This window comes from Pseudonocardia sp. CA-107938 (assembly GCF_050936315.1).
Lineage (GTDB): Bacteria > Actinomycetota > Actinomycetes > Mycobacteriales > Pseudonocardiaceae > Pseudonocardia.
This window is the reverse complement of the sequence record NZ_JBNJNA010000001.1, coordinates 3,228,556-3,251,300: the sequence shown is the minus strand read 5'-3', so window position 1 is coordinate 3,251,300 and position 22,745 is coordinate 3,228,556. Positions and strand designations below refer to the sequence as shown.

The window sequence follows — 22,745 nt, the reverse complement described above, 5'->3', positions numbered from 1 at the left end:
CCCTGATGGGAGCAGTCGGTGTGAAGGTGCGGCAACGCGCGTGGGTCGCGGTGCTCGGCATCGCGGCCCTGGCCCTCGCGGGCTGCGGTGGCGCGACGGTCGGCGGCGGCAGCAGCTCCGGCGGGTCCGGCGGACCGGCGTGCGGCACCGTCAACCTCGCCGTCAACCCCTGGGTCGGCTACGAGGCCGACGCCGCCGTCTACGCCTACGTCGCCAAGACCAAGCTCAACTGCAACGTCGTCAAGAAGGACCTCAAGGAGCAGGTGTCCTGGGCGGGCTTCGGCACCGGCGAGGTGGACCTGATCCTGGAGAACTGGGGGCACCCCGACCTCACCAAGCAGTACATCACCGACCAGAAGACCGCCGTCGACCTCGGCCCGACCGGCAACAAGGGCGTCATCGGCTGGTACGTGCCGCCGTGGCTCGCCGCCGCGCACCCCGACATCACGGACTGGAACAACCTCAACAAGTACGCCGACCAGTTCAAGACCTCGGAGTCGGGTGACAAGGGTCAGCTCCTCGACGGCGACCCGTCGTACGTCACGAACGACAACGCGCTGGTCACCAACCTGAACCTGAACTTCAAGGTGGTGCAGGGCGGCAGTGAGACCGCGCTCATCCAGTCGTTCCGCCAGGCCGAGCAGAACAAGCAGTTCCTCATCGCCTACTTCTACGAGCCGCAGTGGTTCTTCAAGGAGATGAAGCTCGTCAAGGTGAACCTGCCGCCGTACAAGGACGGCTGCGACGCCGACCCGGCGAAGGTGGCCTGCGACTACCCGCCGTACGACCTCAACAAGATCGCGAGCACGAAGTTCGCGAACAGCGGCAGCCCGGCGGCCGAGCTCGCCAAGAAGTTCCAGTGGACCAACGACGACCAGGACTCCGTCGCGCGCTCCATCGCCGTCGACAAGATGTCGCCGGACGATGCGGCGAAGAAGTGGGTCGAGGCCAACGCGGACAAGGTGAAGGCCTGGCTGCCCGCCGGCACGAGCTGACGCACGCGCGGCGGAACCCGCGACTGGCCGTCGCGGGTTCCGCCGCTTGCCGGGGTTCTGGGCCCTACTGCGCGGCTCCGGCCTGGTCGGCGACGGCGTTGCGGGGGTCGCCGGGCGGGTAGAGAGGTGTGCCGTCGCGGTAGCGGTAGTACGGCACGTCCAGCGGCGGCAGCGGCTCGTTGCCGAGGATCAGGTCGGCCGCCTTCTCGGCCAGCATCATCACCGGGGCGTAGATGTTGCCGTTCGTCACGTACGGCATGACCGACGCGTCGACCACCCGCAGGCCCTCGACTCCGTGCACGCGCATCGACAGCGGGTCGACGACGCTCATCCCGTCGGTGCCCATCTTCGCCGTGCAGGACGGGTGCAGGGCGGTCTCGGCGTCGCGCGCCACCCAGTCGAGGATCTCCTGGTCGGTCTCGACGCTCGGCCCCGGCGAGATCTCCCCGGCGTTGAACGCGGCGAACGCCGGCTGGCCCAGGATGTGCCGGGCCGCGCGGATCATCTCGATCCACTCCCGGCGGTCGTTCTCCGTCGAGAGGTAGTTGAACCGCAGCGCCGGGTGCTTGCGCGGGTCCGTCGAGGTGATCTTGAGGGTGCCGCGCACGTCGGAGTACATGGGCCCGATGTGCACCTGGTAGCCGTGCTCGGCGGCCGGCTGGCTGCCGTCGTAGCGGATGGCGATCGGCAGGAAGTGGAACATCAGGTTGGGGTAGTCGACGCGGTCGTTGCTGCGGATGAACCCGCCCGCCTCGAAGTGGTTGGACGCGCCGACGCCGCTGCGCAGGAACATCCACTCCGCCCCGATCCGCGGCTTGTGCCGGTGCTTGAGCCAGGGGGCGATCGAGACCGGCTGCTTGCTCTCGTACTGGACGTAGACCTCCAGGTGGTCCTGCATGTTCGCGCCCACGCCCGGCAGGTCGGCGACGACGTCGATGCCGAGCTGTTCGAGCTCGCTCGCGTTCCCGATGCCGGCGAGCTGGAGCAGCTGCGGCGAGTTGATCGCGCCGCCGCAGAGGATCACCTCCCCGGCCTCGACGCTGCGCCGGATCCGCCCGCCGCGCAGGTAGTCCACGCCCACTACACGGTTGCCGGTGCGCCGCAGACCGGTGACGAACGACAGGGTGTGCACCGTCAGGTTCGGCCGGCTCATCACCGGGTGCAGGTAGGCGCGCGCCGCGCTCCAGCGCCGCCCCCGCTTGACGTTGCGGTCGAACTTGGCGAACCCCTCCTGCCGGTAGCCGTTGACGTCGTCGGTGAGCGGGTAGCCGGCCTGCTGCACGGCCTCGAAGAACGCGCCGAAGAGCGGGCTGCTGGCCGGTCCGCGTTCCAGGTGCAGCGGGCCCGACCCGCCCCGCCACTGGTCGGCGCCCGCCGTGCACGTCTCCATGCGCTTGAAGTAGGGCAGGCAGTGGGCGTAGTCCCACGTCTCCATGCCCTCGTCGGCGGCCCACCGCTGGTAGTCCAGCGGGTTGCCGCGCTGGAAGATCATCCCGTTGATGCTGCTGGAGCCGCCGAGCACCTTGCCGCGCGCGTGGTAGATGCGCCGCCCGCCCATGTGCGGCTCGGGTTCGGACTCGTACTTCCAGTCGTAGAGCGCGTTCCCGATGGGGTACGGCAGCGCGGCCGGCATGTGGATGAACGGATCGATCTTCCAGTCGCTGCGGCCCGCCTCCAGCACCAGCACCCGGTTCCCGGGCTCGGCGGAGAGCCGGTTGGCCAGGGCGCAGCCCGCCGACCCCCCGCCGACGATGACGAAGTCGTACTTCTCGGCCATCAGGGCGCTTCCTCCAGGTCGAGGTTCCTGGCCATGTGCTCGGGCACGACGCCGAGGGAGTGCCGCCCGCGCAGCACGAACCACGCGAGCCCGACCGCCGCGACGGAGCCGATGAAGACGAACGCGATCCACGGGAAGTCGCCGTAGACGTCGGTGCGCGGCCAGGCCAGGTCGAGCGCCATGAACGCGCCCCACAGCACGGCGATGATGTTCACCGGCAACCCCCACGCCCCGAGCGAGAAGTAGCCCTTCGGCGCGTCCTTGCCCGGCCATTCGCCACGGAAGCGCTTGATCAGCATCGGGACCGTGACCAGCAGGTACGCGACGTAGATCATGATCACGGCGACGCTCGTCACGGCCGTGAAGATCTCCGGGGTACCGATGTTGACGGCCAGGATCAGGATCGCGACCACGCCGATGACGACGGCGGGCACCACCGGTGTCTTGCGCACCGGATCGATCCGGGCCAGCCGCGCGCCGCCGGGCAGGGCGTTGTCGCGCGCCATCGCGAACATCAACCGGATGCCGGCGGTGTGCACGGCGAGCGCGCAGACCGTGATCGCGACGACGATGCAGACGAGGAACACCTTGCCCAGCGGGCCGCCCAGCGCCTGCAGCACGATCAGCTGCAACCCACCCGAGGGCTTGCCCAGCTCGGGGTCGGCCAGGTTCGGCGCGGCCAGTATCCCGAACAGCAGGATCAGGCCGCCGATGACGAACGAGGCGATGACCGCGCGCAGGATCGCCGGCGGGCCGGTGCGCCGCGGGTCGACCGTCTCCTCGCCGAGCGAGCTGGCGGTGTCGAATCCGTACATCACGTACGCCGACGCGATGGCCGCGACGAGGAACGCGCCGAAGTAGCCGCCAGGACCGTCGCCGTACCCGGTGGTGTCGACGATGACGCTCGGCGGATGCACGATGTTGACGGCCAGGACGATCACCAGGAGGCAGGCGGCGATCAGCTCGATGAACACGCCCGTGCTGTTGATCCGCGCCATCAGCCGGACCCCGAACGCGTTCACCAGGGTCGTGAACACGACGAGGATCGTGCCCCAGATGACGGCGCTGAGCCCGAAGCTGGCGCCGGTGCCGTCGCCGACGAGCTGGAAGCCGCTCCAGATCTGCGGCAGCGTCACCTGGTAGGCGAGCACCACCGCGGCCAGCGTCACCACCGACGCGGTGAACATCATCCAGCCCGCGAGCCAGCTCACCGTGGGGCCGCCGAGGCGCTTGCTCCAGTTGTAGACGGACCCCGCCACGGGGTAGCGCGCCGCCAGCTCGGCGAAGCACAGCGCCACCATGAGCTGCCCGACGAACACCATCGGCCACGACCACCAGTAGGTGGGCCCGCCGAGGCCGAAGCCGAAGTAGAACAGCTGGAAGGTGCCGGTGAGGATGGAGATGTAGCTGACACCGGCGGCGAAGCTCGCGAACTTGCCGATGCTGCGGTCGAGCGACTGCGTGTAGCCGAACTCGGCGAGGCCGTCATCGGCGCGTTCCGTCGAACTCATGCGTGCCCTCTCCGTCGGAAACCGGTCATCTGGTCACGATCAGCCGGCGAACCACCCCGCCGGCTCCGGCGCGGTGTTGTGCCAGACGTGCTTGAGCTCCTGGTACTCGGCCAGCCCGGTCGGTCCCAGCTCCCGCCCGTTGCCGGAACGGCCGATGCCGCCCCACTCCGCACCGGGGACGTACGGGTGGTAGTCGTTGATCCACACGGTGCCGTGCCGCAACGCGGAGGCCACCCGGTGCGCGCGGGCCATGTCGCCCGTCCACACGGCGCCGGCCAGCCCGTAGTGGGTGTCGTTGGCCAGCGCGACCGCCTCGTCCTCGCTTGCGAACCGCTCCACGGTGAGGATCGGCCCGAACGTCTCCTCCCGGATGACGCGCATCTCCCGCGTCACGTCGGCGAAGAGGGTGGGGCGGTAGAAGAAGCCGTCCTTCAGGGCCGGGTCGTCGGGGCGCTGCCCGCCGCACACCAGGCGGGCGCCCTCGGCCTGCGCCGACGCGACGTAGTCCTCGATCTTCGCCAGCTGCGCCGCCGAGACCAGCGGCCCGCACTCGCTGGCCGGGTCCAGCCCGTCGCCCAGCCGGATGCGCTCGGCGCGGGCCGCGATCGCGTCGACGAGCTCGTCGTGCAGCGCGTCCTCGACGATGAGCCGCGCGCCCGCCGAGCACACCTGCCCGGAGTGCAGGAACGCCCCCGTGACCGCCCAGTCGGCGGCCAGGTCGACCGGGGTGTCGGCGAAGACGACGTTCGGGTTCTTGCCGCCCAGCTCCACCGCCACCCGTTTCACGGTGGCGGCCGAGGCGCGGATGATCGCCTGCCCGGTGGCCAGTCCGCCGGTGAAGCTGACCATGTCGACGTCGTCGTGCTCGGTGAGCGGGGCGCCGGTCGAGCGGCCGTCGCCCAGCAGGAGGTTCACCACGCCCGCCGGGACCCCCGCCTCCCCCAGCAGCCGCACCAGCAGCACCGACGTCAGCGGCGTGACCTCGCTCGGCTTGATCACGCACGTGTTGCCGGCGGCCAGGCAGGGCGCCACCTTCCAGGACAGCTGCAGCAGCGGGTAGTTCCACGGCGTGATCAGCACGCACACCCCGACCGGCACCGGCACCACCCGCGAGACCACGTGCGCCATGCCGACGTCGACGATCCGGCCGGAGTCCTTGTCGGCGAGGTCGGCGTAGTAGCGGAACACCGCGGTGACGTCGTCGACGTCGATGCGGCTCTCCTTGAGCGTCTTGCCGGTGTCGAGGGTCTCGACGCGGGCGATCTCCTCCTTGTCGCGCACCAGCAGATCGGCGACCCGACGCAGAAGTGCTGCCCGCTCCGCGACAGGTGTGCCCGGCCACGGACCGGTGTCGAACGCGGCGCGGGCCGCCGCGACCGCGCGCTCGACGTCGTCCGGGCCGGCCTGGTCGATCGTGGTGACGACGCTGCCGTCGAACGGGTTGTGGACGTCCACAGTGCCCGCCGAACCGCCCGTCCAGCTGCCGTCGATGAAGAGAGTGGGCCGCTGGGGAGGTCCGCCTGTGGGCATGGGGAGATAGTCCTCGGGGAACGGTCGACGTCAAGGACTCCGGCCGGCGGTACCACCGAATGCGCGTATGGTTGCGCCATGGGCAACACGCCTGTGCGCGACGGGGGTGTGCAGTCGGTCGACCGCGCGATCACCGTGCTGGAGATCCTCGCCCGCAAGGGGGAGGCCGGGGTCACCGAGGTCGCCGCCGAGATCGAGGTCCACAAGTCCACCGCGTTCCGCCTGCTGGGCGCGCTGGAGACCCGTGGGCTCGTCGAGCAGTCCGCCGACCGCGGCAAGTACCGGCTCGGGTTCGGCCTCATCCCGCTCGCCGGCGCCGTCACCGACAACCTCGACGTCACCCGGCAGGGGCGCGGCGTGTGCGTCGAGCTGGCCGGCGAGGTGGGCGAGACCGTCAACGTCGCGGTGCTGCAGGACCAGTGGGTCGTCAACGTCGACCAGGCGCGCGGGCCGTCCACCGTCGCGGCGCACAACTGGATCGGCAAGCTCACGCCGCTGCACTGCACGTCGAGCGGGAAGGTGCTGCTCGCCGCGCTCGGGCCGGCCCGGCGCGCCGCGCTGCTCGACGCCTCGCGGATGCCCCGCTTCACCCCGCGCACGATCGTCGACCCCGCCCGGCTCGAGACCGAGCTCGCGCTGGCCGCGCAGCGCGGGTACGCCGTCGCCGTCGAGGAGTACGAGGTCGGGCTGAACGCCGTCGCGGCGCCGGTGCTGGACCGGTCCGGCGAGGTCGTCGCCGCCGTCTCGGTCTCCGGCCCGTCCTACCGGCTGGACGCCGCCCGCCTCGACGCGCTGGTGGGTCCGCTGCTGGCCGCGACGCAGGAGATCAGCCGCCGGATGGGCTGGTTCAGCCCCGGCTGAGCGGCTTCGCCGCGCCGCTGGTCAGCCCGCCCAGGACGACCGCGGCCACCACGACGAGCAGCGACGTGAGGATGCCGACGTGCTGCCCGAGCGGCCCGATCAGCGGCGGCCCCGCCAGGAAGGCGACGTAGCCGATCGAGCTGACCGCCGACACCCGCGCGGCCGCCCGGACCGGGTCGTCCGCAGCCGCGCTCATGCCGACGGGGAAGCCCAGCGAGGCCCCGATCCCCCACAGCAGCGCGCCGACCAGCGCCAGCACCACCGAACCGCCCCACAGCACCAGCAGCAGGCCGGCCAGCGCGAACACGGCCGTCACCCGCAGCACCGGCACCCGACCGAACCGGTCGAGCAACGCGCCGCCGAAGAACCGGCCCACCGTCATCGCGGCGACGAAGCAGCCGAACGCGATCGCGCCGATCGTCTGCGGCGCGCCGTGCCCGTCGACGAGCGCGACGGCGATCCAGTCGTTCGCCGCGCCTTCGGTGAGGGCGAAGCCCAGCACCATCAGCCCGACGAGGATGGTGCGCGGTTCCTTCCAGGCGTCCAGGACGCTGAAGCGGACCACCGGCTCGTCGGAGTCGTCGACCTCCGGTGCGGCCAGGAACGAGCGGGTGGCGATCCCGACGAGGACCGGGCTGACCACCGCGATCACCGCCATCTGCAGGGCCAGCGGGATGTTCAGCGCCGCGGTGGCCGCGCCGATGCCGGCGCCCGACACGGTGCCGATCGAGAACGCCGCGTGCAGGCGCGGCATGAGCGAGCGGCCCAGCCGCTGCTCGACGTCGGCGCCCTCGACGTTCATGGCGACGTCCCAGACGCCGGTGCCGAGACCGACGAACGCCAGCCCGAGCCCGGCCAGCCAGACGGTGGCGGTGGCGAGCCCGACCGCGAGCAGCGCGTGCCCGACCGCGACGGAGAGGGCCCCGCCGAGCACGCTGCGGGCCGGGCCGAGGCGGGTGACGACCGGCCCGGACGCGGGCAGGCTCGCGACGGAGCTGACCGAGATGCAGAGCAGAAGGATGCCCAGCTCGGCGGTGTTCAGGCCGAGGTCCTCGCGCGCGGCGGGCAGGCGGGCCAGGAACGCGGCGAGCGCCACCCCGGCCATCACGAAGGCGACGACGACGGCGGTGCGCGCACGCCGCAGCGTGGGATCCGCGGTCGCGCTCGTCTGCATGCTCACTACAACCCCGATCGAATCGATTCGATACCTGCTCGGGTGAACGATACGGCAGGACCTGGCCGGGCTCAACCCGGTTCCGGATACCGTCGGGCCATGTCGGAGCGCCCCACCCTGGCCGCCGTCGCGGCGGCCGCCGGGGTGTCGCCGTCCACCGCCTCGCTGGTGTTCTCCGGGAGCAGCCGGGTCGCCCCCGGCACCCGCGACCGCGTCCTCGCGGCGGCGCAACGGCTCGGCTACGCCGGCCCCGACCCCGTCGCGGCCTCGCTGCGCCGCGGCCGCAGCGGCGTCATCGGCGCGTTCATCGGGGAACGGCTGCTCTACGCGTTCCGCGACCCCGTCGCCATCACCCTGCTGGACGGCATCACCGAGGTACTGGGCGCCCACGGCGTGGGCCTGCTGCTGCTCGCCGGCGACGCCGGCCGGCCGACGTCCGACCAGATCGCGCGGCTGCCGCTGGACGCGGCCATCTTCGCCACCTGCGGCCTCGACGACGACCCCGCGCTCACCCTGCTCCGCCGCCGCGGCGTGCCCGTCATCGGCGTGGAGGGCCCGGACGACACCGACGTCCTCGTCGACATCGACGACTTCGGCGGCATCCGCACCCTCGCCGCCCACGTGCAGGAGCTGGGCCACACCCGGGTCGAGACCGTCGCCATGCCGCTGCGGCTCGACGGCACGTCCGGCCCGCTCAACCGCGCCCGCCGGGCCCGCGCCCATTACCGGGACGTGCGGCGCCGGCTCGAAGGCGTCGAGGACGTCTTCGGCCCGGTCCCCGCGTTCGAGACGGCGAGCAACTCCGTCGCCGACGGGGTGGCGGCCGGGCGCGCGCTGCTCGCCGTGCCGGCATCGCGGCGGCCCACGGCGATCATCGCGCAGAGCGACGTGCTCGCCGCCGGCGTGCTGCAGGCCGCGGCAGAGCTGGGCCTGCGGGTGCCCGAGGACGTCACCGTCACCGGCTTCGACGGCGCCGACCTGCACTGGCTGGGCGCCACGCAGCTCACCACCGTCGTCCAGCCGACGGCGGAGAAGGGTCGGGCCGCCGCCCGCGCGGCCATGGAGCTGGTCGAGGGCGGCCGGCCGGCCGACGTGCTGCTGCCCGTCGCGCTGCGGATCGGCACCACCAGCGGCCCTCCGCCGGCATCCGGTCACCGGTGACTGTTCGGGCTACGCTGACCGGATGACCGACGCGGTGACCCCGATCCGGGGCCGGCGCGAGGAGCGCACCGCCACCAGCCGCGCCCGCATCCTCGACGCGGCCGTCGCCTGCCTCGTCGAGGACGGGTACGCCGGCGCCACCACCCTGCGCATCCAGGCCAGGGCCGGGGTGTCCCGGGGCCGGCTGCTGCACCACTTCCCGTCCCGCGAGGAACTGCTCGTCGCGGCGTCGCGGCACCTCGCCACCGAACGGCTGCGCGGCGCGAGTCCCGAACCCGACTGCGACCTCCCGTTGCCGGCCCGCATCGACCAGGCCGTCGAGAAGCTGTGGGCGACGTTCTCCGAGCCGCTGTTCTGGGCCGCCGTCGAGCTGTGGACGGCCGCCCGCACCAACGAGGAGCTCCGCGCCGCACTGCTCCCCGGGGAGCGCGAGGTCGGCGCCGCCGTGCGGGAGTCGATGGCGCGCTCGTTCGGGCCGGAGGCGGCGGCGCATCCCCGGTTCCCGCTGGTCCGCGATCTGATCTTCACGAGCATGCGCGGCGTCGGCCTCGGCTACACCCTCGACCACCGCGACCCGCGCACCGACCCCCACCTCGCGCAGTGGAAGCAGCTCGCCCGCTTGCTGCTCGTGCCAGGATCGGAGGCATGACGCCCTCGATCGACCCGACCGTCGCGCCGAGCGGACCAGGCTGCGTGGACTGCGACGCCGCCGGCGGCTGGTGGGTGCACCTGCGTCGCTGCGCCGCCTGCGGGCACGTCGGCTGCTGCGACTCCTCCCCCGCCCAGCACGCCACCGCCCACTTCCGCGCCACCGGCCACCCCGTCGTGCAGAGCTACGAACCCGGCGAGGACTGGTTCTGGGACTACGCGCAGAGCACCGGCCTGCGCGGCCCCGAGCTGGCCCCGCCGCACCACCGCCCGCTCGAGCAGGCCGTCCCCGGACCAGCCGGACGCGTCCCGGCCGACTGGCAGGACCACGTCCACTGACCGCCACCTCGACCGGGCCGAGCCGCTCACCGGTCGATTCGCGGCGGGTCGCGGACCGATCGATCGAAAGCGGCACCGCGGCCGCTGCGGGGCCGCTACCGTCTGGCTCATGACCCGGTCGGGCAAGTCCCTCGAGGCGCAGGTCGCCCAGAACGTCAACGACCTCGCGGACCTCTACGTGCTGGTCGGCCAGGTCGAACGCGGGGTCCGGCGCGTGGAGGGCAGCGTCGCCGATCTGGCCGCAGACCACGGTCGGCGCCTCGACGCCCTCGCCGCAACGCAGGCGGAGCACTCCGCCACGCTCGCCGAGCACTCCGCCACGCTCGCCTCGCACGGCAGCAAGCTCGACGAGATCCTGGAGCTGCTCCGGGCCCGCTGAGGGCAGCACCTGCCGGGCGAGGATGATCCGGGGATGCCCCTCACCGTCGCCCCCTCGGTCGCGGCCGTCGCGGACGCGGTGGACGCCGCGATCGCCCGGCTGGAGCGCGTCGCCGTGCGCACACCGCTGCAGCACAACGAGCGGCTGTCGTCCGCGACCGGCGCGCATGTGTGGCTGAAGCGCGAGGACCTGCAGGTCGGGCGCTCGTACAAGCTGCGCGGCGCGTACCACCTCCTCTCCGGCCTCGACGAGCAGCAGCGCGCGGCCGGGGCGGTGTGCGCGAGCGCGGGCAACCACGGCCAGGGCGTCGCGCACGCGTGCCGGCGGCTCGGCATCGCCGGCCGCGTGCACGTGCCGAGCACGACGCCGCGGCAGAAGCGCGACCGGATCCGGTCCCTCGGCGGCGACGCCGTGGAGCTGGTCGTCGACGGCGACACCTACGACGAGGCGGCCGCCGCGGCGGCCGAGTACGCCGCCCGGACCGGGGCCACGCTCGTCCCGGCGTTCGACGACCCGCGCACCATCGCCGGGCAGGGCACGATCGGGCCGGAGATCGTCGCGCAGTTCGGGGGCGCGCCAGATGTGCTGGTGGTGCCGGTCGGCGGCGGTGGGCTGCTCGCCGGGCTGGGTGGCTGGTTCGCGGCCCGGCACCCGGGCACCCGGATCGTGGGCGTCGAGCCGGCCGGGGCGGCCAGCATGGCGGCGGCGTTGGCGGCCGGAGGCCCGGTGACGTTGACGGAGCTGGAGTCGTTCGTCGACGGCGCCGCGGTGCGCCGCGTCGGCGAGCTGACGTTCCCGGTGGTGCGCGACACCGGCGCGGAGCTGGTCGCGGTCGCGGAGGGCCGGGTGTGCACCGAGATGCTCGACCTCTACCAGATCGACGGGGTGATCGCCGAGCCCGCGGGTGCGCTCGCCGCGGCAGCACTCGGCGACGACGTCGCCGTCGAGGCGGGCGCGTCGGTGGTGTGCCTGCTCTCCGGCGGCAACAACGACGTGAGCCGCTACGCCGAGATCGTGGAGCGGTCGCTGGTGCACCGCGGGCTCAAGCACTACTTCCTGGTGGAGTTCCCGCAGGAGCCGGGCGCGCTGCGGCGCTTCCTCGACGAGGTGCTGGGCCCGGACGACGACATCGTGCTGTTCGAGTACCAGAAGCGCGACAACCGCGAGACCGGCGCCGCGCTGGTGGGGATCGAGCTGGCGAGCCGCGACGGCTACGAACCGCTGTGGGCGCGCATGAAGGACAGCCCGCTGCGCATCCAACTGGTGGCTCCTGGGTCGACCGCGTACCGCTTCCTCGTCTGATTCCGTACCGTTGAGGGGTGCCGAGCTACACCCCCGAGAAGGACGCCTACCTCAAGCGGCTGCGCCGCATCGAGGGACAGGTGCGTGGTCTGCAGCGGATGGTCGAGGAGGACAAGTACTGCATCGACATCCTGACGCAGGTCTCGGCGGCGACGAAGGCGCTGCAGGCGTTCTCGCTGGAGCTGCTCGACGAGCACCTCGCCACCTGCGTGGTGGACGCGGCGGCGGCCGGCGGGCCGGAGGCCGAGGAGAAGGTGCGCGAGGCCTCTCAGGCGATCGCGCGGCTCGTCCGCTCCTAACCGCGGGGCACCACGACGACCGGCACCGGTGAGTGCCGCACGATCCGGGACGACCGCGACCCCACGAAGACCCGCTTCAGCGGGCCCTCCGAACTGGAACCGACCGCGAGCACGTCGGTCGCGTCCCAGCCGATGCTCTCCAGGGCGGCCGCCCAGTCGTGGCCGCGGCCGACGGTCGCGCTGACCGTCCGCGGTGGGCTCGGCAGCGCGGCGACCGCGTCGAGTGCGGCCTGCTGGGCGCGGCCGATCTCCGCGGTCCACTCGGTGACGACGGCGTCCTCGGCGCGGGAACCCACGCCCGCGGTGAGCGGGGTGCGCGGGCGCACCCCGAACGACGCCACCCGCAGGGAGGCGCCGGCCCGGGCGGCCACGTCGGCGATGGCGACGGCGAGGTCGGTGTCGTGGTCGGCACCGCCGAAGGCCACCGTCACCTGGCCCACGACGCTGTCGGGCGCGGCGCGGAACCCGCGCGGGGCGAGCGCCACCGGCACCGGCGCGGTGTGCAGCAGCCGCTCGGCCACGCTGCCGAACGCGACCCGGCCCAGCACCCCCGCCGTCGACGAGCCGAGCACGATCATCGCGGCGTCGCGCTCCTGGGCGACCTCGACCAGCCCGGCGGCGGCCGAGCGGGCGTGGGAGACGACGTAGTCGGCGGCGACGCCGGCCGGTGCGGCGGCGCGGGCGGCGGCCAGCGCGTCCCCGGCCTCCTCGTCGAGGTAGCGCTGGTACTCGGCGTCGATCCGGCCGACGCCGGGCGGCCACGCGGGCGGCACGACCGTCACGACGACGAGGTCCTCGTCCAGCGACCGGGCCAGCAACCCGCCCAGGTGCAGGGCGGCCGTGGCGCGCTCGTCGCGGGGCAGGCCGATGACCAGGCTCATGCCCGCACACCCAACCGCGAGTGCCGGATGCCGTAGGCGAAGTACCAGACCAGCACGACCACGACCCAGATCGCGAAGACGATGATCGTGATCGGCCGCAGCCCCACGACGATGATGTACAGGCAGCCGAGGATCGACAGGATCGGCACGACGGGGTAGCCGGGCACCTTGAACCCGCGTGGCAGGTCCGGTGCCGTCCGCCGCAGGATGATCACTCCCACCGAGACCACCAGGAACGCGACGAGCGTGCCGACGCTGGTCATCTCGTAGAGGAACTCGATCGGGATGAACCCGGCGAGCAGGGCGATCACGATGCAGACGATGATCGTGTTGGCGATCGGGGTCTGGGTGCGTGGGTTCACCTTCGCGAACACCATGGGCACCATCCCGTCGCGCCCCATGGCGAACAGGATCCGGGTCTGGCCGTAGATCGTGATCAGGGTGACGCTGAAGATCGAGATGATGGCCCCGATCGCGATCACGGTGCCCGGCCAGGACGAGCCGACCACGTCGGCGAGGATCGCGGAGAGACCGGCCTCCTGCCCCTCGAACTTCTGCCAGGGCTGCGCCGCCACGCCGACGGCCGCGACGGCGATGTAGACGGACATGACGATGACGAGCGCGAGGACGATCGCCAGCGGCATGGTCCGGCGCGGGTTCTTGACCTCCTCGCCCGCGGTGGACACGGCGTCGAGGCCGATGAAGCTGAAGAAGACGTTCCCGGCGGCCAGCGTGATGCCGGCGAATCCCATCGGGGCGAAGTCGGCGAAGTGGTCGGTCTGCCAACCGGTGATGCCGATGGCGACGAAGAGCACGAGGACGAGCAGCTTGATCACGACCATGACCGCGTTGGTCTTGGTCGACTCGCTGGCGCCCCGGATCAGCAGCACGCAGCAGAGCCCGACGAGGATCACCGCCGGGAGGTTGATGATCCCGCCGCCCTCCGGCGACTGGGCCAGTGCCTCGGGGATCTGCACGCCGAGGACGTTGCCGAGCAGCGCGTTGAGGTACTGCGACCACCCGACCGACGTGCCGGCGGCCGCGACGCCGTACTCCAGCAGCAGGCAGGCGGCCACCCCCATCGCCACGACCTCCCCGAGGGTCGCGTAGGCGTAGGAGTACGACGACCCGGAGACCGGCACGGCGCCGGCGAGCTCCGCGTAGCAGAGCGCGGTGAGCCCGGCGACGACGCCGGCCAGCACGAACGAGAGGATGACGGCGGGTCCGGCGAGCGGCACCGCCGTCGACAGGATGGTGAAGATCCCGGTGCCGATCGTGGCGCCGACCCCGATCATCGTCAGCTCGAAGAGCCCGATGGATCGCGCCAGCTCGCCGCCGCCCCTGTGCTCGACATCCGTCCCGCTCGTCATCTGGTCGACCGACTTGCGCCGGAGTGCCTGCTGCAGCAGCGTCGTCACGGATCACGTCCTCTCGCCGGTCGGGTCACTCTCCCGGGTCGACGCCGGCACGGACGAGCCGCCGTTCGGGGTCATTCGCCCGCGACGTCAGGCGGCAACGGCCCGCGGCGCCCGGCCCCGCACCGCCGACCGGCGCGCGAGCACGACCACCGTCAGCGCCACGACCTGCACGAACGGGGACGGGAAGCCGAGGACGGCCGTCAGCACCAGATCGGCGACGGGTGCGGTGACGCCGAGGACGAACACCCAGCCCGGAGCCGTCGGCAGCTTGACCGGACGGCCGGTGGCCCGGTCGACGCCCCAGCGCGTCCGCGGGCCCGGCTTGGCCACGGACAGCCACGCCTGCAGGGCGATGAGCGCGGCCATGACCGCGGTGCCCGCGAGCAGCACCACCGGTGCGTGGCCGGTGGTCGCCGCCGCGGTGAGCGCCCCGGACAGCAGGAAGATCCCCGCCGCCAGCTGCACCACGGTGATCGCGAACTTCGCCAGCACCCAGCGATGCACGACCAGCCCCCACGCCGTGCCGCAGGAGAGCACCAGGCCCGTGCAGGCCGAACCGTTGGCCAGAGCGGCGAGCAGCACCGTGTCGACGACGTGCGCCGCGCCCGGCTCCCCGTGCAGCAGCAGGACCAGCAGCACCGCTGCACATGCCAGCCAGCCGACGGAGGTCAGGACGTGCAGCCAGACGGTCAGTTGTCGCCAGGGGCGGACGGGGATCGGCACGGGTCGATCCTGTGGCGGGCGCCGGCCGGGCACATCGGGGCTGCACCCCGGTCCGGGGTCAGGGATCCCCTTCCCTGCAGCATTTCTTGACAAGTGTCAAGACAATGGCGTCAGGTAGGCTGACCTCGGGCAACGCACCCAGCGGTGCCGGCGGAGAGGGCAGATGACGGCAGCCGAGGCGCGTGTCGACCGGGCGGAGAAGCGCCAGGTCGACAAGTTCGAGCTGCGGCGCCAGGAGCTCGCCGACGCCGCGCTGCAGACGCTGTCCGAACTCGGCTACGCGCGCACGAGCCTGCGCGAGATCGCGCAGAACTCGGCGTTCTCCCACGGCGTGCTGCACTACTACTTCCGCGACAAGGTCGATCTGATCACCTACTGCGTGCGCCGGTACAAGGCCGAGTGCGTCCGCCGCTACGACCGCATCGTCACCGACTCCGACACCGCTGCCCAGGTGGCCCGCGACTTCGGTGCCGGCCTGGCCGCCACGATGGCGGAGGACGGCACGATGCACCGGCTCTGGTACGACCTGCGGTCGCAGGCGCTGTTCGAGACGTCGTTCCGCGAGGACGTGCTGGAGATCGACGCCACCTTGCAGGACATGGTGTGGCGGATCGTCAGCCGCTACGCCGAGCTGGCCGGCGCCGAGGTGATCACGTCGCCCGCCGTGACGTACGCGATGTTCGACGGCCAGTTCCAGCAGGCGCTGCTGCACCACCTCGCGGGCGATCCGGGCGCCGGCCCCCGGCTCGACGCGGCGGCCCGCCAGCTGCTCACCATGGTGGTGCCGATCACCCGCTAATCGTTCGCCGGGCCCACGACCGCCGGGCAGACTCACGACCCGTGTCCGGAACGTCCGCCCCCGGGGCGCTGGTACTGCTGCGCCGCAACGCGTCCCTACGCCGGCTCACCGTGGCCCGCGTCGTCTCGTTCGTGGGCGACTCGCTGAGCCTGGTCGCGCTGATGCTGCACGTCGCGGCCACGAGCGGGCAAGCGATCGCAGTGGCCGCGCTGCTCCTGGTCGGGGACTTCGTGCCCTCGCTGTTCGCGCCGCTGGCCGGCGCGATCGGCGACCGCTTCGACCGCCGCCGCGTCATGATCACCTGTGAGCTCGTGCAGGGCGCGGTGCTGCTGGCGATCGCGCTCACGTTGCCGCCGTTGCCGCTGTTGCTGCTGCTCGTCGCCGTGCGCGCGGTGGCCGGCCAGGTCTTCCAGCCGGCGTCGCGGGCGGCGGTGCCGGCGCTGGTCGGCGCGCGCGACCTGGAGACGGCCAACGCGACCATGGGCTTCGGCACGAACGGTGCCGAGGCGCTCGGCCCGCTGGTGGCAGCGGCGCTGCTGCCGTTCGTGGGGGTGCCGGGCGTGCTGCTGGTGGACGCCGCGTCGTTCGCGGTGTCGGCGCTGCTGATCGCGCGGCTGCCGGCGCTGCCGCCGCAGAAGGGGCCGGACGCCGTGCCGACGGGATTCCTCGCGGAGGCGCGGGAGGGTCTCGGCTACATCTGGGCGCGGCCGGCGCTGCGGATCATCACGCTCGGGTTCTGCGCCGTCGTCGCGGCCAACGGGATCGACGACGTCGCGCTGGTCGTGCTGGCCACCGACGACCTGCGCGCGAGCGAGTCGACGGTCGCGCTCCTGCTCGGCGGGGTCGGCATCGGGCTGCTCGTCGGGTACGCGCTGCTGGCCCGCGGGGCCCGCGCCGCGTCGATGACGGTGCTGCTGGTCGCCGGGTTCGCGGTGTCCAGCATCGGGAACCTGCTCACCGGCCTGGCCTGGGCGGTCGCGGTCGTGTTCGCCCTGCAGACGGTGCGCGGTCTGGGGATCGCCGCGATGGACGTGGCGTCCAGCACGCTGGTGCAGCGGCTGGTGCCCGACGGGATGCTGGGCCGGGTGTTCGGCAACCTGTACGGCGCGATCGGGGTGGCCGCAGCGATCTCCTACGTGGGTGGCGGGCTACTGCTCGACGCCGTCGGCGCGCCGGTCACGTTCGTCGTCGCCGGCGCGGCGGGCACGCTGGCGACCGTGGCGGTGGCGCTCACCCTCCCCCGGAGGCTGGCCCCAGCGCAGACGTGACGATCCGCGCGACCTCGCCGAACAGCGCGTTGTCCGGCTTCGCGGCGGATCGGTCGGAGGCGCTGAGCACCGCGAGCACCAGCGGCGGGGCGTTCGGCGGCCACAGGACGGCGACGTCGTTGGCGGCCGCGTGGTCGCCGGTGCCGGTCTTGTCCCCGACCTGCCACCCCTGCGGCACGCCGGCGCGGATGCGCTGGTCGCCGGTGGTGTTGGCGACCAGCCAGCCGCGCAGCAGCGCGCGCTTCGCGGCATCCAGGCGGGTGCCGAGGACCAGCTCGCGGTAGTCGCTCGCCAGCGCGCGCGGCGTGGACGTGTCGCGCTCGTCGCCGGGGATCGCGCTGTTGAGCTCCGTCTCCCAGCGGTCCAGCCGGGTGACGCCGTCGCCGAGGCTGCGCACGAACGCGGTCACACCGGCCGGCCCGTCGACCTGCTTCAGCAGGAGGTTGCCGGCGGTGTTGTCGCTGTAGCGGATGGCCGCGTCGGCGGCCTCGCGGATCGTCATGCCGGTGCCGACCCGCCGGCCGGAGATCGGCGAGTGGCTGACGACGTCGGACGCGGCGATCGGCACGCGCTGCTCCAGGTGCTCGATCGGGTAGCGGTCCAGCACCGCACCGGCGGCCAGCACCTTGAACGTGGAGCAGTGCGGGAACCGCTCGTCGGCACGGTGGCCCAGCTCGCGGTCGTCCCCGGTGGCGACCGCGTGCACGCCGAGCCGGGTGGCGAAGCGCTGCTCCAGGGCCGCGAGCTGCGCGCTCACGTCGATGACGGGAGCGGCCGGTCGCGGCGCGGCGCAGGCCACGGGCGCCGTCAGTGCCGCCGTCAGCAGCGCCCGCCGATCCACCCCGGCCACCGTAGTGCCGATCAGTCGCAGTAGCGCTGCAGCTCCCCCACGAGCGGGCCCAGCCCGTCCGGGCCTGCTGCGGCCGCCTCGCGGATCCTCTGCGCGATCGGATGGTGGGTCGGGAGCCGCTCGACCGTCGGCTCCACGACGGTGTCCCAGAGCTCCGCCCGCTCGGCCGGGGTCGCGTCGATCCACCGCTGGGTGGCCCAGCACGCCAGCTCCACCGACGGGGACCGGCCGCTGCAGCCGGCGACCGCGCCGAGCGCGGCCAGCAGGAGCACGAGGCGGGACGTCATCGGGTGACCCGTTGCGGCGCGTCGCGGGGCCGGTCCTCGAAGGCGGGCCCGGCCAGGAACCAGATGCCGACGACCAGCCACACCCGGCCGATCCACCAGTACAGCGTGGCCTCCTGCTCGGGGCCGGCCACGGTGAAGATCAGGCCGAGCAGCGTGACCGAGGCGATCGCGGCCGCGGTGACGACCTTGTACCACTCCTGCCAGACGGCCTGGTACTTCTCCGTCGACCCCTTGGCCGGCTTGTGCGGCTTCGGGCCGCCGGCGAACCGGTGCGCGAAGTGCCGGTCGGCCCAGCGCACCATCGTCGGGCCGAACGCCACGCTGAACCCCAGGTAGATCCCGGCGAGGCCGTGGATGGCGGTGGCCGGGGCGCCGCGGTGCAGGTCCAGCAGCACGGCGACGACGAGCACCACGTCCGTGACGGGGATGGCGGCGAGGAGCACCGCGCCGAGGCGGCGCATCCGCAGCAGGTAGCGCGCCACCAGCCCGGCCCCGAGCAGGGCCCACAGCCCGAACTCGCACAGGACGATGACGGCGGCGATGGGGTTGTCGCGGATCAGCTGGGCCATGCCCGCGATGCTCGTCGGATCGAGCGCCGGAAGCGTCGGGCGAGCTGCCCATCCTCGGGTCATCCTTTCGCATGATCTGCGGCGTTCCCGACACGCCGGACCGACCCGCTCGGAGGATCGTTGACTCCGGTGGCGCCGGTTGCTCTGATACCGGTCGTGGCCTGCGGGCCGTCGGAACGACGTACGGGGATCGGGTGACTGGACGCAGGTCGCTCCGCTGGTGGCGGGCGGGTGCAGTGCTGCTGGTGGGGGCCGCGGTGCTGACGGCGTCGCAGACCGGTGCGGTCGGTGCCCCCGTGCGGACCGGTGCGGCGGCGGTGGCCGCTGCCCCGGTGGTGGTCGTCTCGCCCGTGGACGGGGCGGCCGACGTCGCGCCGGCTGCCGGGGTCACCGTCGCCGCCTCGGACGCGACGCTGCAGTCCGTCGCCGTCACCGCGGCCGGGGGCAAGCCGCTCGCCGGAGCGCTGGCCGCCGACGGCCGCACCTGGACCGCCACCGAGCGGCCCGCCTTCGCCACCACGTACACGGTCACCGGCACCGCGACCGGTCCCGGCGGCAGTGTCCCGATCACGGGCACGTTCCGGACCATCGATCCGAAGAAGCGGCTGGTCACGGCCTCGGCGCCGACGATGGCCGAGGGCGCCACGGTCGGTGTGGCCGCGCCGATCGAGGTGCGGTTCGACAAGGTGCTCAGCGAGGCCGACAAGGCCACGGCCGAGCGCGCGCTGTCGGTCACCACCAGCGTGCCGGTCGAGGGCTCGTGGGGGTGGCTGCCCGACACGCGCCGCGGCTCGCGGGTGCACTGGCGGCCGAAGGAGTACTGGCCGGCGCAGACGCAGGTCACCGTGCACGCCGCGCTCTACGGGGTCGGGCTCGGTGACGTCGGGTTCGGCAAGAACGACCTCACCCGCTCCTTCACGATCGGCCGCTCGCAGATCGTCAAGGCCGACATCACCTCGCACCGCATGATCGTCGTGCGCGACGGCCAGGTGGTCACCGACATCCCGGCCAGCTACGGGTTGGAGAGCGACCCGCGCCGGGTCACCCGCAACGGCGTGCACGTCGTCACGAGCAAGTCGCAGACGGTCTTCATGACCAACCCGACGTTCGACTACGAGAACGTCGAGATGCACTGGGCCGTGCGGATCTCCGACAACGGCGAGTTCATCCACGCCAACCCGGCGTCGACGTACGCGCAGGGCAAGAAGAACGTCACCCACGGCTGCATCAACCTGACCACCGCCAACGCGAAGGCGTACTTCGACACCGCGCTGTACGGGGACCCGGTGGAGGTCACCAGCTCGTCGGTGCCGCTGTCGAAGGTCGACGGCGACGTCTACGACTGGGCGATCCCGTGGGAGGACTGGCGCGCGATGTCGGCGCTGGCGCCGCGCAACTGATCCGGGAGCCCGAACCGGGCGAACAGCTCCGGCAGGTGGAAGCGCGTCACGGCCGCGATCCGGTCCTCTCTGCAGGTCAGCACGATCAGCGCGGCCGCCCGGCCGCCGCCGTAGACGCCGAAGGCGGGACCGCCCGCCGCCGAGGTGGGGACGAGCTCGACCTCCCGGTCCCGGCTGACGAACGAGGGGGCGAGGAACGCGGCGATCGCCGCGCGGCCGCCGTACTCGTGCGGGGCCGGCGGCATCGCGAGCCACGCGTCGTCGGTGAGGAGCGCGACCACCCCGGCGACGTCACCGGCCACGTACGCGGCGGCGAAGCGGGCGGCGAGGTCGCGCTCCACGGCGGCGGCGGGCCGCGGCTGGTCGCGGACCCCGCCGCGGGCGCGTTGCAGCAGGCCCTTCACCACGGTCGGGGTGGTGTCGAGCAGCGCCGCGACCTCCGCCGTCGAGAAGTCGAGCACGTCACGCAGCACGAGGGCCGCCGCCTGCCGCGGGGGCAAGTGGGCGAGGGCGGTGACGAACGCCAGCTCCACCGACTCGACGGCCTCGACTGCCGGCTCCGGCCACGGCTGCAGCCAGGTCACCTCGCTGCGGCGCGTGGGCTCGGGCGGCGGGAACGGCGGCACGGGCTCGACGGGCCGCCGGCTCGCGTCGCGGCGCGCGTTCAGGCAGCGGTGGGTCGCGATGCGGTAGAGCCAGGTGCGCAGCCCGGCGCGCTCCTCGTACCCGGCCAGCCCGCGCCAGGCCGCGAGCAGCGTCTCCTGCAGCACGTCCTCGGCGTCGGTGTGGGAGCCGAGCAGCCGGTAGCAGTGCACGAGCAGCTCGCGGCGGTGCGGCTCCACGAGCTCGCCGAACGCCCGCTCGTCACCGGAGCGGGCGCGCTCCAGCGCGGTCGTCATGACCGGATCGTGGCACGAGCGTTCCGTTCGCGGGCTGCGCGGTGTCCGTACCTGCATGACAGCTCTGGAGACCTCGCTCGCGTTCCACCGCGCCTGGATGGCAGGCGACATCGACACCGCACTGCAGCACGTCGCGCCGGACGTGGTGTGCGACGCCCCCGCCGGCCGGATCACCGGGATCGCGGAGTTCCGCGCGTTCATCGAGCCGTTCAGCCGGCTCCTCACCGGCTCGCACCTGCACGGCGCGTTCGGCGACGACACCACCTCGGTGCTCTTCTACGACACGGCCACCCGGCCCGTGCCGCACGCGCCCGGCGCCGAGCACCACACGGTGACCGACGGGCGGATCACGCACGTCAGGATCGTGTTCGACCGGGTGCCGTTCGAGGCGGCGCGGGCTGCCGCCCGCTGAGCCGCTTCGCGGACAGCCTCCGCAGCAGGGCGAGCGCCGGCAGCGGGTCGTCCGGGGCGAACGCGCCGAAGTCGCGGGTGCCGCGCCAGCTGCGCAGCACCTGCCACGGCGTGACGTCGTGCGCGCGCAGCCGCTGCACGAGCGCCGCGGCCTCCTTCTGGGGCAGCATCATCTTGCGGCCGTCGATCTGCGGCGGCTGCGGCCCCAGCGACAGGCCGGCGAGGGTGGCGTAGAGCCGCCACGGACCGTCCACGCCGCAGGCCTGGGCCAGCCCGAACGCGCCGGGCACCCGCACGTTGATCTCGATGAGGTAGAGGTCGCCGGTCTCGGCGTGCCGCTTCGTCTCGCACGCGGCGACGCCGACGTAGCCGGTGATGTCGAGCAGCTTCCGGTTCATCTCGCGGGTCTCGGCGACGTCGGCGGCCTCCATCAGGCAGCCGACGCCGTAGTCGAGCGGCCACTGGCGGATCTTGCGGCGGCCGTACTCCAGCGGGTAGCTGCCGTCGGCCGCGCGCACGGCGACCGCGCCTTCGAGCAGCGTCTCCGGACCGGGCACCAGCTCGGTGAGCAGCACCGGGACCCCGAGGTCGAGCAGCCGGCCGGCGTGCTCGACGACGTCCGCGGGCGAATCCATGCGCAGCGTGCCGACACCGACCAGGTCCTTCGCGACGTGGCCCAGCGTCGGCTTCAGCACGCACGGGTAGGTCAGGCCGGGCAGCAGCTCGTCCAGCTCGGCGCGGGTGCCGGCGTGGTGCATCCACGGGGCGCGGACGCCGGCCGCGGCCGCGATCTCGTAGAGCCGCTGCTTGTCCATCAGCTCGGTGTGCAGCCCGTCCGCGGTCTCGAAGCTGATCAGCTCCGGGTCGAGCTCGGCGCGGTGGGCCACCAGCCACTCGGTGGCCGCGTCGGAGCCGCTGATCAGCACCGCCGGCCCGGACGCGTTCAGCTGGGCCACCCAGGCCTGCGGGTGGCGGCGGATGTCCGGCATCACCCGGCCGCCCGTCACGTACCGGCTCCGCAGGACGTAGGCGTACTCGTCGGTGGTGAGCGCGAGCACCTCGACGCCGCGGCGGCCGACGGCCCGCGCGATCGTCAGGCAGCCGTCGTTCGGGAGCAGCAGGACCAATCGGGTCATCGGCGACCTCGGATTCGGTTGTGGCGGACATCCCCGAGCCGCTCCGACGCTAGACCCCGCTCGACTGCGCTGGTCGAGTGACACCTGCCGGCCCACCGACAGTAGCCCTGCGCCTGCTGACCGCCCGG

24 protein-coding genes are annotated in these 22,745 nt (G+C 73.0%); 12 read left to right on the top strand and 12 right to left on the bottom strand.

What is annotated here, in order from left to right:
• The first annotated feature begins 5 nt into the window (after window positions 1-5).
• Entirely contained in the window at window positions 6-995 is a 990-nt protein-coding gene (locus ACQEVB_RS16215; RefSeq protein WP_432971445.1) for an ABC transporter substrate-binding protein, read from the top strand.
• 64 nt (window positions 996-1,059) lie between these two features.
• On the opposite strand, the gene betA is transcribed toward ACQEVB_RS16215, so the two are convergent.
• From betA to ACQEVB_RS16200, 3 genes are read right to left on the bottom strand one after another with little or no spacing between them, the layout of a single operon-like run.
• Window positions 1,060-2,772, bottom strand: coding sequence for a choline dehydrogenase (gene betA, locus ACQEVB_RS16210; RefSeq protein ID WP_432971442.1), 1,713 nt, complete (start codon window positions 2,770-2,772; stop codon window positions 1,060-1,062).
• Window positions 2,772-4,283: an APC family permease gene (locus ACQEVB_RS16205; RefSeq protein WP_432971439.1), complete on the bottom strand. Its 1,512-nt coding sequence runs from the start codon at window positions 4,281-4,283 to the stop codon at window positions 2,772-2,774. The genes betA and ACQEVB_RS16205 overlap by 1 nt, the downstream gene beginning before the upstream one ends.
• Before the next feature lie 39 nt (window positions 4,284-4,322).
• Window positions 4,323-5,813, bottom strand: coding sequence for an aldehyde dehydrogenase family protein (locus ACQEVB_RS16200; RefSeq protein WP_432971436.1), 1,491 nt, complete (start codon window positions 5,811-5,813; stop codon window positions 4,323-4,325).
• A 78-nt stretch (window positions 5,814-5,891) separates the two neighbouring features.
• Between ACQEVB_RS16200 and ACQEVB_RS16195 the strand changes: the two genes are divergently transcribed.
• Window positions 5,892-6,674, top strand: a complete 783-nt coding sequence (locus ACQEVB_RS16195; protein WP_432971433.1) for an IclR family transcriptional regulator — start codon at window positions 5,892-5,894, stop codon at window positions 6,672-6,674.
• Here ACQEVB_RS16195 and ACQEVB_RS16190 read toward each other — a convergent pair.
• Window positions 6,661-7,848: an MFS transporter gene (locus ACQEVB_RS16190; RefSeq protein WP_432971430.1), complete on the bottom strand. Its 1,188-nt coding sequence runs from the start codon at window positions 7,846-7,848 to the stop codon at window positions 6,661-6,663. The genes ACQEVB_RS16195 and ACQEVB_RS16190 overlap by 14 nt on opposite strands.
• A gap of 99 nt (window positions 7,849-7,947) precedes the next feature.
• Between ACQEVB_RS16190 and ACQEVB_RS16185 the strand changes: the two genes are divergently transcribed.
• From ACQEVB_RS16185 to ACQEVB_RS16160, 6 genes are all read left to right on the top strand, one after another.
• Window positions 7,948-9,009 (top strand): LacI family DNA-binding transcriptional regulator, encoded by a 1,062-nt coding sequence (locus tag ACQEVB_RS16185; RefSeq protein WP_432971427.1) that lies wholly within the window; start codon window positions 7,948-7,950, stop codon window positions 9,007-9,009.
• 22 nt (window positions 9,010-9,031) lie between these two features.
• Window positions 9,032-9,658, top strand: coding sequence for a TetR/AcrR family transcriptional regulator (locus ACQEVB_RS16180; RefSeq protein ID WP_432971424.1), 627 nt, complete (start codon window positions 9,032-9,034; stop codon window positions 9,656-9,658).
• On the top strand, window positions 9,655-9,996 hold the full coding sequence (locus ACQEVB_RS16175; protein WP_432971421.1) for a UBP-type zinc finger domain-containing protein: 342 nt from the start codon (window positions 9,655-9,657) through the stop codon (window positions 9,994-9,996). Before ACQEVB_RS16180 ends, ACQEVB_RS16175 begins: the two co-directional genes overlap by 4 nt.
• 109 nt (window positions 9,997-10,105) lie before the next feature.
• Window positions 10,106-10,375 (top strand): hypothetical protein, encoded by a 270-nt coding sequence (locus tag ACQEVB_RS16170; protein WP_432971418.1) that lies wholly within the window; start codon window positions 10,106-10,108, stop codon window positions 10,373-10,375.
• Between the two features lie 33 nt (window positions 10,376-10,408).
• On the top strand, window positions 10,409-11,677 hold the full coding sequence (gene ilvA / locus ACQEVB_RS16165) for a threonine ammonia-lyase IlvA (protein WP_432971415.1): 1,269 nt from the start codon (window positions 10,409-10,411) through the stop codon (window positions 11,675-11,677).
• Between the two features lie 17 nt (window positions 11,678-11,694).
• Complete coding sequence (locus ACQEVB_RS16160; protein ID WP_432971412.1) at window positions 11,695-11,976, top strand: metal-sensitive transcriptional regulator; 282 nt, start codon at window positions 11,695-11,697, stop codon at window positions 11,974-11,976.
• Here ACQEVB_RS16160 and ACQEVB_RS16155 read toward each other — a convergent pair.
• From ACQEVB_RS16155 to ACQEVB_RS16145, 3 genes are all read right to left on the bottom strand, one after another.
• Complete coding sequence (locus ACQEVB_RS16155) at window positions 11,973-12,857, bottom strand: universal stress protein (protein WP_432971409.1); 885 nt, start codon at window positions 12,855-12,857, stop codon at window positions 11,973-11,975. The genes ACQEVB_RS16160 and ACQEVB_RS16155 overlap by 4 nt on opposite strands.
• Complete coding sequence (locus tag ACQEVB_RS16150; RefSeq protein ID WP_432971406.1) at window positions 12,854-14,275, bottom strand: amino acid permease; 1,422 nt, start codon at window positions 14,273-14,275, stop codon at window positions 12,854-12,856. Before ACQEVB_RS16150 ends, ACQEVB_RS16155 begins: the two co-directional genes overlap by 4 nt.
• An 87-nt stretch (window positions 14,276-14,362) precedes the next feature.
• Window positions 14,363-14,998 carry a hypothetical protein gene (locus tag ACQEVB_RS16145; RefSeq protein WP_432971403.1) on the bottom strand — a complete coding sequence of 212 codons (636 nt, stop codon included), beginning with the start codon at window positions 14,996-14,998 and terminating at the stop codon, window positions 14,363-14,365.
• Between the two features lie 163 nt (window positions 14,999-15,161).
• Between ACQEVB_RS16145 and ACQEVB_RS16140 the strand changes: the two genes are divergently transcribed.
• Both ACQEVB_RS16140 and ACQEVB_RS16135 read left to right on the top strand, forming a co-directional pair.
• A complete protein-coding gene (locus ACQEVB_RS16140) occupies window positions 15,162-15,797 on the top strand; it encodes a TetR/AcrR family transcriptional regulator (RefSeq protein WP_432971400.1) in 636 nt (211 codons plus the stop codon).
• A gap of 41 nt (window positions 15,798-15,838) precedes the next feature.
• A complete protein-coding gene (locus ACQEVB_RS16135) occupies window positions 15,839-17,065 on the top strand; it encodes an MFS transporter (protein ID WP_432971397.1) in 1,227 nt (408 codons plus the stop codon).
• On the opposite strand, the gene bla is transcribed toward ACQEVB_RS16135, so the two are convergent.
• From bla to ACQEVB_RS16120, 3 genes are read right to left on the bottom strand one after another with little or no spacing between them, the layout of a single operon-like run.
• Window positions 17,028-17,915 (bottom strand): class A beta-lactamase, encoded by an 888-nt coding sequence (bla, locus tag ACQEVB_RS16130; RefSeq protein WP_432971394.1) that lies wholly within the window; start codon window positions 17,913-17,915, stop codon window positions 17,028-17,030. The genes ACQEVB_RS16135 and bla overlap by 38 nt on opposite strands.
• Window positions 17,916-17,926: 11 nt before the next feature.
• Complete coding sequence (locus tag ACQEVB_RS16125; protein WP_432971391.1) at window positions 17,927-18,202, bottom strand: hypothetical protein; 276 nt, start codon at window positions 18,200-18,202, stop codon at window positions 17,927-17,929.
• On the bottom strand, window positions 18,199-18,771 hold the full coding sequence (locus tag ACQEVB_RS16120; protein ID WP_432971388.1) for a hypothetical protein: 573 nt from the start codon (window positions 18,769-18,771) through the stop codon (window positions 18,199-18,201). The genes ACQEVB_RS16125 and ACQEVB_RS16120 overlap by 4 nt, the downstream gene beginning before the upstream one ends.
• 194 nt (window positions 18,772-18,965) lie before the next feature.
• On the opposite strand from ACQEVB_RS16120, the gene ACQEVB_RS16115 reads away from it, so the two are divergent.
• A complete protein-coding gene (locus ACQEVB_RS16115) occupies window positions 18,966-20,171 on the top strand; it encodes an Ig-like domain-containing protein (protein ID WP_432971385.1) in 1,206 nt (401 codons plus the stop codon).
• Here the strand turns inward: ACQEVB_RS16115 and ACQEVB_RS16110 are convergent.
• Window positions 20,108-21,070 (bottom strand): RNA polymerase subunit sigma-70, encoded by a 963-nt coding sequence (locus ACQEVB_RS16110; protein ID WP_432971382.1) that lies wholly within the window; start codon window positions 21,068-21,070, stop codon window positions 20,108-20,110. The genes ACQEVB_RS16115 and ACQEVB_RS16110 overlap by 64 nt on opposite strands.
• A 55-nt stretch (window positions 21,071-21,125) precedes the next feature.
• Here ACQEVB_RS16110 and ACQEVB_RS16105 point away from each other — a divergent pair, with 55 nt between their 5' ends.
• Window positions 21,126-21,482 carry a nuclear transport factor 2 family protein gene (locus ACQEVB_RS16105; RefSeq protein ID WP_432971379.1) on the top strand — a complete coding sequence of 119 codons (357 nt, stop codon included), beginning with the start codon at window positions 21,126-21,128 and terminating at the stop codon, window positions 21,480-21,482.
• On the opposite strand, the gene ACQEVB_RS16100 is transcribed toward ACQEVB_RS16105, so the two are convergent.
• Window positions 21,427-22,617 carry a hypothetical protein gene (locus tag ACQEVB_RS16100; protein WP_432971376.1) on the bottom strand — a complete coding sequence of 397 codons (1,191 nt, stop codon included), beginning with the start codon at window positions 22,615-22,617 and terminating at the stop codon, window positions 21,427-21,429. The genes ACQEVB_RS16105 and ACQEVB_RS16100 overlap by 56 nt on opposite strands.
• Window positions 22,618-22,745: the final 128 nt, after the last annotated feature.

Coding starts and splice junctions, on each gene's coding strand:
- ACQEVB_RS16215 (WP_432971445.1), top strand. CDS start 6: ATGGGAGCAGTCGGTGTGAAGGTGCGGCAACGCGCGTGGGTCGCGGTG.
- betA (WP_432971442.1), bottom strand. CDS start 2,772: ATGGCCGAGAAGTACGACTTCGTCATCGTCGGCGGGGGGTCGGCGGGC.
- ACQEVB_RS16205 (WP_432971439.1), bottom strand. CDS start 4,283: ATGAGTTCGACGGAACGCGCCGATGACGGCCTCGCCGAGTTCGGCTAC.
- ACQEVB_RS16200 (WP_432971436.1), bottom strand. CDS start 5,813: ATGCCCACAGGCGGACCTCCCCAGCGGCCCACTCTCTTCATCGACGGC.
- ACQEVB_RS16195 (WP_432971433.1), top strand. CDS start 5,892: ATGGGCAACACGCCTGTGCGCGACGGGGGTGTGCAGTCGGTCGACCGC.
- ACQEVB_RS16190 (WP_432971430.1), bottom strand. CDS start 7,848: ATGCAGACGAGCGCGACCGCGGATCCCACGCTGCGGCGTGCGCGCACC.
- ACQEVB_RS16185 (WP_432971427.1), top strand. CDS start 7,948: ATGTCGGAGCGCCCCACCCTGGCCGCCGTCGCGGCGGCCGCCGGGGTG.
- ACQEVB_RS16180 (WP_432971424.1), top strand. CDS start 9,032: ATGACCGACGCGGTGACCCCGATCCGGGGCCGGCGCGAGGAGCGCACC.
- ACQEVB_RS16175 (WP_432971421.1), top strand. CDS start 9,655: ATGACGCCCTCGATCGACCCGACCGTCGCGCCGAGCGGACCAGGCTGC.
- ACQEVB_RS16170 (WP_432971418.1), top strand. CDS start 10,106: ATGACCCGGTCGGGCAAGTCCCTCGAGGCGCAGGTCGCCCAGAACGTC.
- ilvA (WP_432971415.1), top strand. CDS start 10,409: ATGCCCCTCACCGTCGCCCCCTCGGTCGCGGCCGTCGCGGACGCGGTG.
- ACQEVB_RS16155 (WP_432971409.1), bottom strand. CDS start 12,857: ATGAGCCTGGTCATCGGCCTGCCCCGCGACGAGCGCGCCACGGCCGCC.
- ACQEVB_RS16140 (WP_432971400.1), top strand. CDS start 15,162: ATGACGGCAGCCGAGGCGCGTGTCGACCGGGCGGAGAAGCGCCAGGTC.
- ACQEVB_RS16125 (WP_432971391.1), bottom strand. CDS start 18,202: ATGACGTCCCGCCTCGTGCTCCTGCTGGCCGCGCTCGGCGCGGTCGCC.
- ACQEVB_RS16120 (WP_432971388.1), bottom strand. CDS start 18,771: ATGGCCCAGCTGATCCGCGACAACCCCATCGCCGCCGTCATCGTCCTG.
- ACQEVB_RS16110 (WP_432971382.1), bottom strand. CDS start 21,070: ATGACGACCGCGCTGGAGCGCGCCCGCTCCGGTGACGAGCGGGCGTTC.
- ACQEVB_RS16105 (WP_432971379.1), top strand. CDS start 21,126: ATGACAGCTCTGGAGACCTCGCTCGCGTTCCACCGCGCCTGGATGGCA.
- ACQEVB_RS16100 (WP_432971376.1), bottom strand. CDS start 22,617: ATGACCCGATTGGTCCTGCTGCTCCCGAACGACGGCTGCCTGACGATC.